Origin of the sequence: Sphingomonas sp. SRS2 (genome assembly GCF_000971055.1) — a bacterium.
Taxonomy (GTDB): domain Bacteria; phylum Pseudomonadota; class Alphaproteobacteria; order Sphingomonadales; family Sphingomonadaceae; genus Rhizorhabdus.
Window position 1 is genome coordinate 1 of sequence record NZ_LARW01000075.1, and the last position, 13842, is coordinate 13842.

14 protein-coding genes and 1 tRNA gene are annotated in these 13842 nt (G+C 64.2%); 8 read left to right on the top strand and 7 right to left on the bottom strand.

Annotation, left to right across the window (positions count from 1 at the left end):
- Nucleotides 1–105 precede the first annotated feature (105 nt).
- Nucleotides 106–282: a DUF4169 family protein gene (locus tag WP12_RS24040; RefSeq protein ID WP_084691049.1), complete on the bottom strand. Its 177-nt coding sequence runs from the start codon at nt 280–282 to the stop codon at nt 106–108.
- Between the two features lie 63 nt (nt 283–345).
- Between WP12_RS24040 and rnc the strand changes: the two genes are divergently transcribed.
- Nucleotides 346–1014: a ribonuclease III gene (rnc, locus tag WP12_RS08540; RefSeq protein WP_046193295.1), complete on the top strand. Its 669-nt coding sequence runs from the start codon at nt 346–348 to the stop codon at nt 1012–1014.
- Nucleotides 1011–1904 carry a GTPase Era gene (gene era / locus WP12_RS08545; RefSeq protein WP_046193296.1) on the top strand — a complete coding sequence of 298 codons (894 nt, stop codon included), beginning with the start codon at nt 1011–1013 and terminating at the stop codon, nt 1902–1904. Before rnc ends, era begins: the two co-directional genes overlap by 4 nt.
- A 10-nt stretch (nt 1905–1914) precedes the next feature.
- Here era and WP12_RS08550 read toward each other — a convergent pair whose 3' ends face one another.
- Nucleotides 1915–2622 (bottom strand): NAD-dependent deacylase, encoded by a 708-nt coding sequence (locus WP12_RS08550; RefSeq protein ID WP_046193297.1) that lies wholly within the window; start codon nt 2620–2622, stop codon nt 1915–1917.
- 33 nt (nt 2623–2655) lie between these two features.
- The gene (locus tag WP12_RS08555) at nt 2656–3243 is read right to left on the bottom strand and encodes a DUF922 domain-containing protein (protein WP_235399059.1); all 588 of its coding nucleotides are present in this window, start codon (nt 3241–3243) and stop codon (nt 2656–2658) included.
- Between the two features lie 112 nt (nt 3244–3355).
- On the opposite strand from WP12_RS08555, the gene dapB reads away from it, so the two are divergent.
- The 3 genes from dapB (at nt 3356) to WP12_RS08570 (ending at nt 4899) form a co-directional block, all read left to right on the top strand.
- A complete protein-coding gene (gene dapB, locus WP12_RS08560) occupies nt 3356–4114 on the top strand; it encodes a 4-hydroxy-tetrahydrodipicolinate reductase (protein ID WP_046193370.1) in 759 nt (252 codons plus the stop codon).
- Nucleotides 4111–4770 carry an endonuclease III gene (nth, locus tag WP12_RS08565; RefSeq protein WP_046193298.1) on the top strand — a complete coding sequence of 220 codons (660 nt, stop codon included), beginning with the start codon at nt 4111–4113 and terminating at the stop codon, nt 4768–4770. Before dapB ends, nth begins: the two co-directional genes overlap by 4 nt.
- 52 nt (nt 4771–4822) lie before the next feature.
- A tRNA-Arg gene (locus WP12_RS08570) sits at nt 4823–4899 on the top strand.
- A 10-nt stretch (nt 4900–4909) separates the two neighbouring features.
- Here WP12_RS08570 and WP12_RS08575 read toward each other — a convergent pair.
- The gene (locus WP12_RS08575; RefSeq protein ID WP_046193299.1) at nt 4910–5683 is read right to left on the bottom strand and encodes an enoyl-CoA hydratase/isomerase family protein; all 774 of its coding nucleotides are present in this window, start codon (nt 5681–5683) and stop codon (nt 4910–4912) included.
- 65 nt (nt 5684–5748) lie between these two features.
- On the opposite strand from WP12_RS08575, the gene WP12_RS08580 reads away from it, so the two are divergent.
- Complete coding sequence (locus WP12_RS08580) at nt 5749–5949, top strand: hypothetical protein (RefSeq protein ID WP_046193300.1); 201 nt, start codon at nt 5749–5751, stop codon at nt 5947–5949.
- Between the two features lie 75 nt (nt 5950–6024).
- Here the strand turns inward: WP12_RS08580 and WP12_RS08585 are convergent, their stop codons facing one another.
- Complete coding sequence (locus tag WP12_RS08585; protein WP_046193301.1) at nt 6025–8574, bottom strand: HWE histidine kinase domain-containing protein; 2550 nt, start codon at nt 8572–8574, stop codon at nt 6025–6027.
- A 2-nt stretch (nt 8575–8576) separates the two neighbouring features.
- A complete protein-coding gene (locus WP12_RS23410; protein ID WP_235399060.1) occupies nt 8577–9173 on the bottom strand; it encodes a biliverdin-producing heme oxygenase in 597 nt (198 codons plus the stop codon).
- Between the two features lie 88 nt (nt 9174–9261).
- Here WP12_RS23410 and WP12_RS08595 point away from each other — a divergent pair, with 88 nt between their 5' ends.
- Both WP12_RS08595 and WP12_RS08600 read left to right on the top strand, forming a co-directional pair.
- Nucleotides 9262–10818 carry a phospholipase D-like domain-containing protein gene (locus tag WP12_RS08595; RefSeq protein WP_046193302.1) on the top strand — a complete coding sequence of 519 codons (1557 nt, stop codon included), beginning with the start codon at nt 9262–9264 and terminating at the stop codon, nt 10816–10818.
- 56 nt (nt 10819–10874) lie between these two features.
- Nucleotides 10875–12266, top strand: a complete 1392-nt coding sequence (locus tag WP12_RS08600) for a M20/M25/M40 family metallo-hydrolase (protein ID WP_046193303.1) — start codon at nt 10875–10877, stop codon at nt 12264–12266.
- Between the two features lie 31 nt (nt 12267–12297).
- Here WP12_RS08600 and WP12_RS08605 read toward each other — a convergent pair whose 3' ends face one another.
- Nucleotides 12298–13752: a DEAD/DEAH box helicase gene (locus WP12_RS08605; RefSeq protein ID WP_046193304.1), complete on the bottom strand. Its 1455-nt coding sequence runs from the start codon at nt 13750–13752 to the stop codon at nt 12298–12300.
- Nucleotides 13753–13842: the final 90 nt, after the last annotated feature.

A 13842-nucleotide genomic window follows, 5' to 3' on the forward strand; every position in this document is an offset into this window, starting at 1 on the left:
ATGCGGTTCCATCTTTGCCCACTGGGCGTCGGTCAGTACGAAGCGTTCCATCCAAAGTGTGAATCACATCTCCCCAAAAATGTGAATCCTAAATCCCCACAACCCCTAGTCCCCCAGCTTCGCTCCATCGAGCAGCTTTTCGGCACGCGCCTTGTCGGCGCGGTCGCGCTCCTTTTCAGCCTTGGTGCGCCCGAACTTTGCGCGATTGGCCTCGGCAGCCGCGCGCTCGGCATCCATTGCCCTCGCTTTGCGCGCCTTGTTCAAATTTACCACGTCGCCCATGGCTCCAACCTGCCGACGCGCCGGAGGTGACGCAATCCCCCATATCGGTTAGGAGCGCGCCAGATGACTGACGACGCTCTCCGAGCCTGGATAGAATCCACCCTTGGGCACGCACCACGCGACGCCGCGCTGTTTCAGCGCGCGCTGACCCATGGCAGCCATGGCCCGGCGCATTACGAGCGGCTCGAATTTCTCGGTGACCGCGTGCTGGGGCTTATCGCCGCCGACTGGCTGTTCGAGCTGTTTCCCGACGAACCCGAGGGCAAGCTCTCGCGCCGCCTCAACGCGATCGTCAGCCGTGAAGCCTGTGCCGAGGTTGGACGCGAGATAGGAGTCGCGACTCATCTCAAGCTCGGCAAGCAGGCCCGCGACGATGGCGCGGTGGACAGCGACAATGTGCTGGGCGACGTGGTCGAGGCGCTGATCGGCGCAGTCTATCTCGAAGCCGGGCTGCTCGCCGCGCAGGCGTTCGTGCGGCGCGCCTGGGCCGAAAAGGTCACGGGCCAGGGCCAGGCGCCCAAGCATCCCAAGTCATCGCTTCAGGAATGGGCGGCCGCCCATCGCTGCAAGCCCCCGCTCTATACCACGGGGGCCCGCACCGGCCCCCATCACGCCCCACGCTTCACCGTCACCGTCGCGATCCCCGGCAAGGCCGAGGCGAGCGCCGAGGGCGCATCGAAGCAGGAAGCCGAAACCGCCGCGGCCAAGGCCCTGCTGGAGAAACTATCATGACCGAACGCTGCGGCTTCGTTGCCGTCGTCGGCGCCCCGAACGCCGGAAAATCCACCCTCGTCAACGCGCTGGTCGGCCAGAAGGTCGCGATCGTCAGCCCCAAGGCGCAGACCACCCGCACCCGGCTGATCGGCGTCGCAATCTCGGGCGAGAGCCAGATATTGCTGGTCGACACCCCGGGCATCTTCGCGCCGCAACGCCGGCTCGACCGGGCGATGGTGGCCGCCGCGTGGAGCGGCGCGCAGGACGCCGACCTGATCGCCTTCGTGATCGACGCGAAGACGGGGATCACCCACAAGATCGCCGACCTGCTCGACACGCTGGCGGCGCGGCGCGAGCCTAAGCTGCTGGTGCTCAACAAGGTCGATATCTGCGCCAAGGAAAAGCTGCTCGAACTCGCCGTCCGGCTGCAGGAGAAGCTCGAGCCAGAAGCGATCTTCATGATCTCGGCCAGCACCGGCGACGGCGTCGGCGATCTGCGCAAGGCTCTTGAGGTGCGGATGCCCGAGGGCCCCTGGCATTTCCCCGAGGAGCAGGTCTCCGACGCGACCGACCGGATGCTGGCCGCCGAAGTGACCCGCGAGCAAATCTTTCTCCAGCTCCACGCCGAGCTGCCCTATGCGTCGGCGGTCGAGACCGAGAAATATGACGAGCGCAAGGACGGGTCGGTCGCAATTCACCAGCAGATCCTCGTCGGCCGCGCCACCCAGAAGGCGATCGTGCTGGGCAAGGGCGGCGCGCGGCTGAAGGAGATCGGCTCGCAGGCCCGCGCGCAACTCGAACGGCTGCTCCAGCGCAAGGTCCACCTCTTCCTGCACGTCAAGGTCGCCGAGAAGTGGGAAGAAGATCGCGGCCTCTATCGCGAGATCGGCCTCGACTGGGTCGATTGAGCCGCCGGGGCTATTGCGCCGCCAGCACCTCGTCCACCCAGGCAGGCACCAGCGCGCTCGCCGGCCCCATCCGACTTTCGTGGAAGAAATAACTTCCTTCCGACGGGTCCAGGTTGAGTTCGAGCGTGTGCGCGCCATGATGCCGCGCGCTGCGCACGAAACCCGCCGCCGGATAGACAGCGCCTGACGTGCCGATCGACAGGAACAGATCGGCGCGGCTCAACACCTGGTCGATCAGCTCCATCTGATAGGGCATCTCGCCGAAGAAGACGATGTCGGGGCGCAGGACGTCCTTCGTTCCGCAGGCCCCGCATTCGGTGCCGTCGCGCATCGATCCGCCATAGCCGGCCCGCGCGCCGCATTGCTCGCACAGCGCTGACATCAGCTCGCCGTGCATATGCAGCAACCGCTTCGTCCCTGCCCGCTCATGCAGATCATCGACATTCTGGGTGACGATCAGCAATTCGCCCCGACATTCGCGATCGAGCCGGGCCAGCGCCTCATGCGCGGCATTCGGCTTCACCGTGCTGAGCGCCGCGCGTCGCTGGTCATAGAAGTCGAGCACCAGATCGCGGTTTCGCGCCAGCGCTTCAGGAGTGCATATGTCCTCGATCCGCTGCCCCTCCCACAGCCCGCCGGGGCCGCGGAAGGTGCCGAGCCCACTCTCCGCCGAGACGCCCGCGCCGGTGAGGACGACGATATTGTGGATGTCGCTCATGCCCGCGATGATAGTGCGGTCGCCCCGCCCGCGCTATCGTTCGATCGGGGGCATTTGGGTAATGCCGTGGTTCGTATCGCGGTCATAGGCGTTCTGGATCGCGTCGATGCGCGCCTGGGTTGCCTTCGCGACCTTGCTTATCGTCTTGCAGCCGGCGTTCACCGCCGCCCGGTTGAAATCATGGCGATGCTCCCAGGCGATACGGGCATGCCCGGCCTCGTGGATTTCCAGCCCGGCGATCGCCGCGCGCCAAAAGGCCAGCCCTTCCTCCGACACCTCGGACTGGTTGATGAGGCGCGGCAGGTGGATTGTGATCGACAGGCTCGCCAGCGGATCGCTGACCTCGCACTGCTTGCCGCGCCGCACCTCGCGCCAGCCGACCTTGATCTGCCAGGCCGTCTTGGCGATGCCGCCCACGTCGGTGACGCCATTCGGCGACCGCGCCCGCATCGATGCATAGATTTCGGCGGAGGTTCGTCCTTCAACGTCATAATATTCGAACTTCAGGCCGGGGATGCCGGCGAAGGGCGATGGCGCCTGTGCTGATGCCGGCGGCATCGGCGCGATTGCCAACGCCGGTGCGACAGCAAGCAGAGCAAGGCTTCGGAAGGATTCGATCACAACTACTTCTTCAGCATGATGAGCCGAGAGAGGCCAGCACCAATCACCATGCTTGCGTCGCCTTTCCAGCACGGCCATGAAGCGCCGCAGTTTCGACGAACGGGGCATGACCATGGTGAAGATCGGCATATTGGGCGCGAACGGACGGATGGGCCGCGCGATCGCCGATGTCGCCGCCGAACTGGGGGCCAGCATCACCGGGGGTGTGGATCTTCAGGGTGCGGTCCATGGGCCTCATGGTGATGCCGGTTCGCTTGCGGCAGCAAGCGACGTGCTGGTCGATTTCTCGGCCCCCGCGGCGCTGGCCGGCCATCTTGAAGCGGCGCTGGCCGCGAAGGTGCCGATCGTCATCGGCACCACCGGCCTGCAGCCCGAACATCACCGGCTGATCGACGATGCCGCCGCACGCGGCCTCACTGTGCTGCAGTCGGCCAACACCTCCATGGGTGTCAACCTGCTCAGCCACCTCGTTCGAGAGGCGGCCGCCCGGCTCGGCGACGACTGGGACATCGAGATCGTCGAGATGCATCATCGCCACAAGGTCGACGCACCGTCGGGCACCGCGCTGCTGCTGGGTGCAGCCGCCGCCGAAGGGCGCGGAGCGACGTTGCAGGAGCTGAGCCGCTACGACCGGATCGGCCATGGCAACGACAAGCCGCGCGAAACCGGCACGATCGGCTACGCCAGTTTGCGCGGCGGATCGGTGGCGGGCGACCATATGGTCGTACTGGCGGCAGAGGGCGAGCGGATCGAGATCGGCCATCGCGCCGAAACCCGCGCCATCTTCGCGCGCGGCGCGGTCAAGGCGTGCCTGTGGATACAGGGCAAGCCCGCCGGACGCTATGCGATGGGCGACGTACTCGGCCTGTGAAGAAAGCCGATGTCTTCGAGTTCTACCGCCGGCTCGCGGAGAATAATCCGGCGCCCGAAACCGAACTCAACTATGTGAACCCCTATACGCTGCTGGTGGCGGTCGCGCTGTCGGCGCAGGCCACCGATATCGGCGTCAACAAGGCGACCGGACCATTGTTCGCGAAGGTCACGACGCCGCAGCAGATGCTCGAGCTGGGCGAGGACGGGCTCAAGCAGCACATCAAGACAATCGGCCTGTTCAACATGAAGGCCAGGAACGTCATCGCCGCCGCGCACATCCTCGTCGAAAAATATGGCGGCGAGGTTCCGCAAAGTCGCGAAGCTCTGGAGGAATTGCCCGGGGTCGGCCGCAAGACCGCCAATGTGGTGATGAACACCGCCTTCGGCGCGGAGACGATTGCGGTAGACACGCATATCTTCCGCGTTTCCAACCGCACCGGCCTCGCCCCCGGCAAGAACGTCCTCCAGGTCGAACTGAAGCTGGAGAAGGTAACGCCCCAACTATTCCTGCAAGGCGCGCATCACTGGCTGATCCTGCACGGCCGCTATATCTGCAAGGCCCGCAAACCGGAATGCTGGCGCTGTCCCGTGATCGATCTATGCGCCTTCAAGCCCAAGACGCCGGCCCCGAAAGAGAAGATCATTTCGGCCTGACAGGAAATCGCTCTAGCCCATCGGGATTCGCTTTGCTAAGCGCAGCCGCGACGCACCCGTAGCTCAGCTGGATAGAGCGCTGCCCTCCGAAGGCAGAGGCCAGGGGTTCGAATCCCTTCGGGTGCGCCAGTTTCCCACATCAACCGGCGATGAAATTGCCGTCACGGCGCTCGGCAACCGCCGCAATGCCTTCCTCGGCGTCCCCGGTTTTACGGAGCCGGACCTGCTCCTCGCGCTCGCGTTGCATGATCTGCGTCGCGGCCTCGTACAGGCCGAGACGCAGCGTCTCGCGCACCGACATGACTGCCAGCGGCGCATTGACCGCGATCTCATTCGCAAAGGCGAACGCGGCGGCGCGAAGCTCCTGCTCGGGCACGAGCCGGTCGATCAGGCCGATCGCCATCGCTTCCTCGCCGCCGATGCGCTTGCCGGTCAGGAGCAGTTCGGCGGCCTTCTGCTGGCCGATCAGCCTGGGCAGAGTGATCGACAGGGCAAATCCCTGATGGATGCCGATCTTGACGAAATTGGCGGCGAAACGACTGGCGGGGCTGGCAATCCGGAAGTCGGCGGCCACGGCCAGACCGAAGCCACCGCCGATCGCGGCCCCTTGCACTGCCGCGACGATCGGCTTCCTCGTGCGCAGGATTTCCGCGCCGGCGGCATAGAGTGCCTCGAAACGAGCGCTGAGATCCTGACCGTCGAACGCGCCGTCATCCCCGAAATGGGCGCCTGCGCAAAAGGATTTTCCCTGCGCCGCCAGCACGACCGCGCGGACCTCCTTATCCGCGTCGAGCTCTTTAAGCGCCCCGGCGATGTCGCGGATTAGCGATACGTCGAAATAATTGTGCGGGGGCCGGCAAATCTCGACCAGTGCGACATGGCGGTGTCGCGAAACTTCGATGTCCTGGCTCATCTCGTCATCCTTTCTGGCGTTCGCAACGCTATCGACTGTCGCGATCGTTCGACAGGCCTCATGGATTGCCTGCTCCTGTTCTCCCGGTATGCGCGTTCGGCGCGCTCGCCAATGTCGGCGTCGCCGAGATCGCGATCCAGCGGGTCGACAACTGGTCGATCGCCGGGCTGTTCGGCGCAATCATCGGCGCGGCGTTCAACTTCTCGGCGGCGAGCAGCCCCCTCTGGCGGCGTCCGCGCAAACGCATCTTGGCCGCCGCAAAATGACCCGTGCCTGCTGTCCAACGTCGCACATCCTGACGAAAACGCCGCGATTTGCTCGAGCATTTCCGCGCGGATTGATCAGGCCTTAGCGCGCAACCGGTTGAGGGCCTCGATGATCTCGGCTCGGCCATAGGGCTTCGAGATCACATGATGATCGGCAAGCTCCCCGGAGAGCTGCGCCTGTTCGCCGTAACCGCTGGCAAAGACGAAGGAGACGCCTTTCGCCTCGAGTTCCTCCGCGACGGGGAGGCTCGATTCGGTACCCAGATTGATGTCGAGGATCGCGAAATCAATCTGCCTCGCCGCAATCGCCTCGCGCGCCTGCCGTATCGACGATGCGGTGGCCACATGCTTCGCACCGAGCGCCGTCAGCGCCTCTTCGACATCGAGCGCGATCAGCATGCTGTCCTCGACGAGCAGGATATTCGCGGGAAAACCGCCGCGTATTTCAGCGACTTCCTCGCTCTTACCCGGCCCGGCCACCACGCCGACACCCATGGTGATATATTTGGCCGGAATGGTGAACTCCGCCTCGAAGCCGCTAAGCTTGTAGCTGGCCCGCGCCCGGCCGCCGAGATCATAAGGAATCGAGCGCTCGATGATCGTCGTGCCAAAGCCCTTCCGTGACGGCGCGCGCACCGGTGGCCCGCCCGTTTCGCGCCATGTGATCAGCAGCGCTCCATCGACATCGACGCCCCAGCGCAGATCGACATGGCCGCTGTCGCTAAGCGCGCCATATTTCGCGCAGTTGGTGATGAGTTCGTGCAGCACCAGCGACAGCGTGTTGAACGCAGTCGGGTCTAGCGCGACATTCGGCCCCGAGAGGCGGACGCGATCGCCATTGTCGGCGAGATAGGCACTCGCTTCGGCGCGAACGAGCGGCTCGATCTCGGCGGGGCCCCAGCGCTTGACGGTAAGCTGGTCGTGCGCCCGGGCCAGCGCCTGGACACGGCCTTCGAGCGTCTCGGCGAACTCCTGGTGGCTCTGCGCGGTGGCGCCGGTGCGCGAGATCAGGCTGCGCACGAGGCTGAGGACATTGCGCACGCGATGATTGAGTTCGGCGATAAGCAGATCCTGCCGCTCGTGCGCGCGGGCTTGGTCGCTTTCGCGGCCCTCCGCCAGCAACAGAACCACCTCGAGCAGCGACGTCCGCACCGCTTCCGCAACACGCCGCTCGGCCGAGGTGAAAGATTCGCTCACCCCCTGGACCAGTTCGCGCCATGCTTCGAAGCTCTTGCGCGGCGACAGGCGGACACCGCTGGCATCCTCCTCCATCGCCTTGTCCGGATCACCCGCCCAGCGCACCGAGCGCACCTTCTCGCTCCGGAACAGGATCACATAATCGCGCGGGCTGCGAGAGATAGGGATCGCGATCATCCCCGCCGCGCGCTCGGCATAGGCGGCAGCCGGCGGATGCAGGCGCGAGAGGCGATCGGTGGTGACGATCTGCGACGCCGCCCCCCGGCTCAGATCAAGCACCAGCGCCCTGAACTGCGCCTCGTCGGGCGCCATACCCGACAGCGACAGCCGCCCGTCGAGATAGACGCCGACACCGTCGCTCGGGATCGCCGCGCCGATCGTCTCACCGATCCATTCGGGGTTGTGGAGCAGGTCAGCGTCCTGGGCGACGACCGCCATCAACCGATCGGTGATCGCGCGGGAGCGTTGCTCATAGGCTGCCGTCTCCTCGCGTTCGCGCGATTCGAGCATCATCGAGAACATGCGCCCGAACAGTTCGGCGGCGGTTCGCTGCTCGAGCGTGGGCCGCAACGGACTATAATGATGACAGGCGATCAGGCCCCATAGCCGTCCCTCGCATACCACGGAGATCGACAGCGAGGCGCGAACACCCATGTTCGACAGATATTCGATATGGACCGGCGAGACCGACCGTAGCACCGACATCGACAGGTCGATCGGCTGTCCGCCTAGATCGCGCTCGGGCAAAACCCGCGCTCCGGGGTCCTGGAGATCGGCTATCACCCGCAACACGTTGCGAACATAGAGCGCGCGCGCCTGCCTGGGGATATCGGTCGCCGGATATCGCAGACCCAGAAATGACTCACGTCGCGACACCACCGACTCGGCCACGACCTCGCCCGCGCCATCTTGGTCGAAGCGGTAGAGCATGACCCTGTCAAAACCGGTGATCGCGCGAATCTGGCGCACCGCGCTCAGCCGGAAATTCTGCATCGATGCAGTCTGGCTCTGCCGCATCAGCATCGACCTGACGGTGATTCCGATATCTTCATGTCCGACGGGCCCGCTCGGCTCGCCTTCGATGATGATCATGCTCTGACTGAAGTGGATCGCCACATCATATTCGGGGAGCTCGGGCTTGAGCCGGATACGCAGCAAGCGCTCGACCGAATCCTCGCCCTGAAGATAGGCGATGCGATTGCGGAGGTCGTGGACCGCCTGTTCGCTCACCAGACGGTCGAACGGCTGTCCGATCGCGTCGGCCCAGTCAGTGCCGAGATGCTCGACGAGATTTTCGGAAGCCCGGCTCACCAGCCAGTCCGCCGAAACGGCAATCAGGAAGCCGAAGCTCTGTATTGCGCCCAACAAATGGATCGGTTCGCGATCGCAGACCGTCAGGTCCGGCTGCTCGGTAGTGTCGTCGGTCAAGGTCAGCCTATTTTCGCCTGGGCGCTGTCGGTGGCCCGCCAGGCCTCCTCGAAAAGGCCAAACACGAACAGAGCGTCATCTATGATGGCTCCGTCGTTATCACAGCCGTCACGATCCTTCTGTAGACCAGTGGACAATTGCTTCCACGGCTCAATTCTCGCGGATTCGGTGAGATAGGCGCTTGCCCTGGCGGAAAGCTCGGGAGAGCTGGCGGCGAGTTCACGCAGCAGCACGGTCGAGCCCAGGCGCGAACCTTCAAGCACGTAACGGTGCCCCAGTGAAGCCTTTGCTGGGAGGGAGACATCCCGCAATGGCTCGGGTTCGGGCAGGTCGAGCGTTTCGAGATCGCGGCGTAGGGCGTCAGCGCGCGCCATCGAGTCGTCATCGAGCAACGGGCGCAACGTTTCCCAGGCTCTCGCCTGGGCCAGAAGGAACACGGTATAGCCCTGCTCGGTGGCGAAGTCGCAGGAACCGAACAGCGCATCCACCCGCGCATGGGCCTGCGCGGTGTCGCGCCGCAGCCATTCCCTCAACGATATGCTATTTCCGACAGACAAATATTTCTCCAAAGGTTCGACAAGAATCTCGTGAAAATCCAATGGCAACGAAACGAGCGGCCGCGCGTTAGGGTCCGTGGTAATAGTTACGGTGCCAGAATCAGGCTGGCGCTAGCTTACTGGGCGGGGAATGTCGGACAAAATCTTTAGGGCCGGATCCAATTGCTGGCAGGTCAAGCGGGGTTCGAGGATCGCGGTGATCGTCGACGCCGCCGATTATTTCCGGGTGGCGCGCGATGCGATGCTCCAGGCCCGAGAACAGATCATGCTGGTCGGGTGGGATGTCGACCCGCGCATCGAACTCGATCCCGAAAATGGAGACGACGACGCGCCCAATTGCCTCGCTGAGTTCATTCCCTGGCTCGCGAAGCGGCGGCCCGATCTGCGGATCAACCTGCTGATCTGGAATATGGGCTTTATCAAGATGCTTGCCCGCGGCCTGTCGGTCCTCACTCTCGCGCGCTGGAAGATGTCGCGCCACGTGCGTATCCACTTCGACAGCAGCCATCCGCTCGGCGCCACGCATCATCAGAAGATCCTCGTGATCGACGACAGCATTGCACTGTGCGGCGGCATCGACATGACGTCGGACCGCTGGGATACCTCCGAGCATCGCGACCCCGATCCGCGCCGCAAGCGGCCCAGCGGCATATCCTATATGCCCTGGCACGACACCGCCGGCATGATCGAAGGCGAAGCCGCCGTCGTGCTGGGGGAGCTTGCACGCGAACGCTGGCGCCGGGCTACGCGTTTCGAATTGCCCGTTCCCACGCCGCATGACGGATGCTGGCCCGATCACGTCGAACCGCAATTCACCAACCGCGACGTCGCCATCGCCCGCACCGTTCCCAAGGCCGAGGGCATCGATGAGGTCCGCGAGATCGAGCAGCTCTATGTCGACATGATCGCCGCCGCACGTCACTTCATCTATGCCGACAATCAATATTTCGCATCGCGGCGGATCGCCGAGGCCATCAGCCAGCGGCTCGCCGAGGAGGACGGCCCGGAGATCGTCATCGTGAACCCGATCAGCGCCGACGGCTGGCTTCAGGAAGCTGCGATGGGCAGCGCGCGCGCCGCCCTGTTCTTCCCGCTTTGCGACATCGACAAGCATGACCGTTTCCAGATTTACACCCCGGTGACGACCGCAGGGAACCCGATCTACGTTCATTCCAAACTGATGATCGTCGACGACCGGATCCTCAGGGTCGGCTCATCTAACATGAACAACCGCTCGATGGGTCTCGACAGCGAATGCGACATCGCGATCACGGTAGAGGGGGATACATCGTCCGACGACGCAATTCGTCAACTTCGTGAGCGGCTCATGGCCGAACATCTTGGCACGACGCCCGATATCGTCGCGCGTGCGTTCGAACAAACCGGATCGCTGATCGGAACGATCGAATGCCTGCGCGGGGAAGGCAAGACGCTGGTGCCATTCGAACCGGGAGGCTGGAGCGACGCGACGCTGGCAATCGGCGCAAGCGAACTGCTCGATCCCGAATCGGTCGATGAACGTTGGGAACCGCTGTCGAACCGCGGGTTGTTCCGTGGCTTCCTTCGACGAGGCACCCGCCAGATATTCGACAAGGTCCGCGCGCGTCGGGCGCGCAACCGGGGCCGCTGGAAAAAGAAGTTTCGCAAGTTCCTTGAGGAGCATCACCTCCACCGGCATCGAGATTGACGCACCCGGCGTCGCGCGTCACTCTCCGGCTTTCACTCCTGTCAGGAAGCCTCCCGATGCGCAGCGCCCCCCGCTCCCTTCTCGCCGCGATCTGCTGCGCCATCGCACTTGCTTCGCCCGCCACCGCAGCCAGGCTCAGCGCCGCGCAGCATGCCGAAACCCTCGCCATCTGGAAGAAGATGGTGTCGATTCCGACCGTTCAGGGCCGGGGCCAGATGCCGGTGATGGCGGATTATGTTGCCGATCTCTTGCGCAAGGGCGGCTTCGCGGTCGAGGACGTGATCGTCGAAGGCAGTGGCGACGCCACCACGGTCGCCGCCCGCTATCGCGGCACGGGAAAGACCGGCAAACCCATCCTGCTGTCGGGCCATATGGACGTCGTGGAAGCGCGCGCATCGGACTGGACCCGCGACCCATTCACGCCGGTCGAGGAAAATGGCTATCTCTACGGGCGTGGCGTGCTCGACATGAAGTTCGGCAACGCAGTGATGGTGTTCACCCTGCTCAAGCTCAAGCAGGAGGGTTTTCGCCCGTCACGCGATATCATCCTGCTGCTGTCGGGCGATGAAGAAACCGAAATGCTGACGACCCAGCGGCTCGCCAAACAATATGGCGTCGCCGAATTGCTGCTCAACGCCGACGGCGGCGGCGGGCTGCTAGACCCGCAGGGCAAGCCCGTCGCTTTCTATGTGCAGGGTGCGGAGAAGACCTATGCCGATTTCGAGGTCACCATCACCAATCCCGGCGGTCATTCGAGCCGGCCGCATGCCGACAATGCGATCTACGACCTCGCTTTGGCCATCGATCGCATCGCCGCCTATCAGTTTCCCGCTCAGACCAACGAACTGACGAAGGCCTATTGGTCGGCGACCGGAAAGCTGGTCGGCGGCAAGCTCGGCAACGCGATGCAGGCCTTTGCCGCCAATCCCGATGACAAGGCCGCGCTGGCGACGCTGCGTGCCGAACCCGAATATGTCGGAATCACCGGCACGACTTGCGTCGCGACGATGCTGTCGGGTGGGCACGCCTTGAACGCCCTGCCGCAAAAGGCGAGCGTTTCAGTCAACTGCCGCATCTTCCCCGGAGTATCGATCGAAAGCGTCAAGGCGAAGCTGACCGAGGTGATCGCCAACCCGAAGGCGACAATCACGACACTAGGCGCGCCAGTGGCGAGCGACGCGTCGCCGCTGCGCCCCGATCTGATGAAGGCGCTTCGCAAGGGCGTGGATCTGAGTTTTCCCGGGCTGCCGATCATTCCGCAAATGTCGGCAGGCGCTACCGACAGCCTTTATTTCCGGGCGCTAGGCATACCCAGCTATGGCGTCATAGGAATGTTCATCAAGCCCGAGGACGACTTCAGCCACGGCCTGAACGAGCGCGCGCCGATCGCCAGCATCGATCCCGCCTTGCTGCTGATGCGGAGCCTGCTGCTCGACCTGGCAAAATAGCCGCCCCTTCACCGGAAGGGGGAGCCGCAGGTCAGCCCAACTTGACGCCCAGGAAGCTGGGAACCGGACCGTTCCAGCCATCATCCGGACCGTCGTCACGCTCGTCGCGGCGCGGGCGGCGATTGTCGTTGCGGTCGTCGCGCGGCGGGCGCGCATCACGCTGCGTCTCGCGGGCCGGATCACGCTGCGGCTCGCGCGGCGCACGAGACTCACGCGGTGCGCGAGGTTCACGGGGTGCCCTTGGCGCGCGGCCGACAGGCGCCTCTTCGGCCTCAGGCGCGACGGGCGCCTCCACCTTGGGTTCCGCACGACGGCCACGGCCGCGCGCCGGCCGGGGCGCCTCATCGGCTTCCTCTTGCGGCACGGCTGCCTTCGATCCGCCGCTGCGGGCGATCTTGTGGCCGGTAAGCTTCTCGATTGCCTCGATTGCCTCGGCATCCTCAGGTGTCACCAGGGTGATCGCCTTACCGGTCGCCCCGCCCCGGCCAGTGCGGCCGATGCGGTGAACATAGTCGTCCGGATGCCAGGGGACATCGAAGTTGAAGACGTGGCTGACGCCCTTGACGTCGAGACCGCGTGCCGCGACGTCGGAGGCGACGAGTATATTGATCTCACCGGCCTTGAAACGCTCGAGCTCGCGTAGCCGCTCGGGCTGCTCCATGTCGCCATGGATTTGACCGGCCTTGAAACCATCGCGGCCCAAGCTCTGCGCCAGATCGCGTACCGTGGTTTTGCGATTGGAAAAAACCAACGCGCTGGTGACGTCCTCGACCCGAAGCAAGGTCCGCAACGTGTCACGCTTGTTGCGGCTCGACGTCTCGACCACGGCCTGCTCGATCGACAGATTGGCGCTCGCCGGGCGCGAGACCTCAATCTGCTTGGGATTGGTCAGGAACTTGTCGGCGAGCTTCTTGATCGGCGCGGGCATCGTTGCCGAGAAGAGCAGCGTCTGCCGCTGGGCGGGCAGCTTGGTGCAGATTTCCTCGATATCGGGAATGAACCCCATGTCGAGCATCCGGTCGGCCTCGTCGATGACCAGCAGGCTGCAACCCGTCAGCAATATCTTGCCGCGCTGGAAAAGATCCATCAGGCGGCCCGGGGTGGCGATGAGCACATCGACGCCCTTTTCGAGCGCCGCGATCTGCTCGCCCATGTTAACACCGCCTATCAGCAATGCCATGCTAAGCTTATGATATTTGCCGTATTTTTCGAAGTTTTCAGCAACTTGCGCAGCAAGCTCGCGAGTGGGTTCGAGGATCAGCGAACGCGGCATGCGCGCGCGGCTGCGGCCATGCGCCAGAATGTCGATCATCGGCAGCACGAAACTGGCCGTCTTGCCCGTACCCGTCTGCGCGATTCCGATAAGATCCTTCATCATCAGGACAGGCGGGATCGCCTGCGACTGGATCGGCGTCGGCTCGTTATAGCCGGACTCCGAAACGGCGCGGAGAAGTTCATCGGAAAGGCCGAGATCGGCAAACGACATAATATATCCGGAAATAGGGCGGCACGGTGCACCGCTCGAAGCGCCGCGATTGGGCGCGGAGCCACGATTTGTCAAGGTAAATGGGGTTTA

What these genes read in the sequence shown, in the direction of transcription:
- WP12_RS24040 (WP_084691049.1), bottom strand. Translation starts at nt 282, where the DNA reads ATGGGCGACGTGGTAAATTTGAACAAGGCGCGCAAAGCGAGGGCAATG.
- WP12_RS08550 (WP_046193297.1), bottom strand. Translation starts at nt 2,622, where the DNA reads ATGAGCGACATCCACAATATCGTCGTCCTCACCGGCGCGGGCGTCTCG.
- WP12_RS08575 (WP_046193299.1), bottom strand. Translation starts at nt 5,683, where the DNA reads ATGAGCCAGGACATCGAAGTTTCGCGACACCGCCATGTCGCACTGGTC.
- WP12_RS08595 (WP_046193302.1), top strand. Translation starts at nt 9,262, where the DNA reads ATGTCGGACAAAATCTTTAGGGCCGGATCCAATTGCTGGCAGGTCAAG.
- WP12_RS08605 (WP_046193304.1), bottom strand. Translation starts at nt 13,752, where the DNA reads ATGTCGTTTGCCGATCTCGGCCTTTCCGATGAACTTCTCCGCGCCGTT.
- WP12_RS08600 (WP_046193303.1), top strand. Translation starts at nt 10,875, where the DNA reads ATGCGCAGCGCCCCCCGCTCCCTTCTCGCCGCGATCTGCTGCGCCATC.
- era (WP_046193296.1), top strand. Translation starts at nt 1,011, where the DNA reads ATGACCGAACGCTGCGGCTTCGTTGCCGTCGTCGGCGCCCCGAACGCC.
- dapB (WP_046193370.1), top strand. Translation starts at nt 3,356, where the DNA reads ATGGTGAAGATCGGCATATTGGGCGCGAACGGACGGATGGGCCGCGCG.
- rnc (WP_046193295.1), top strand. Translation starts at nt 346, where the DNA reads ATGACTGACGACGCTCTCCGAGCCTGGATAGAATCCACCCTTGGGCAC.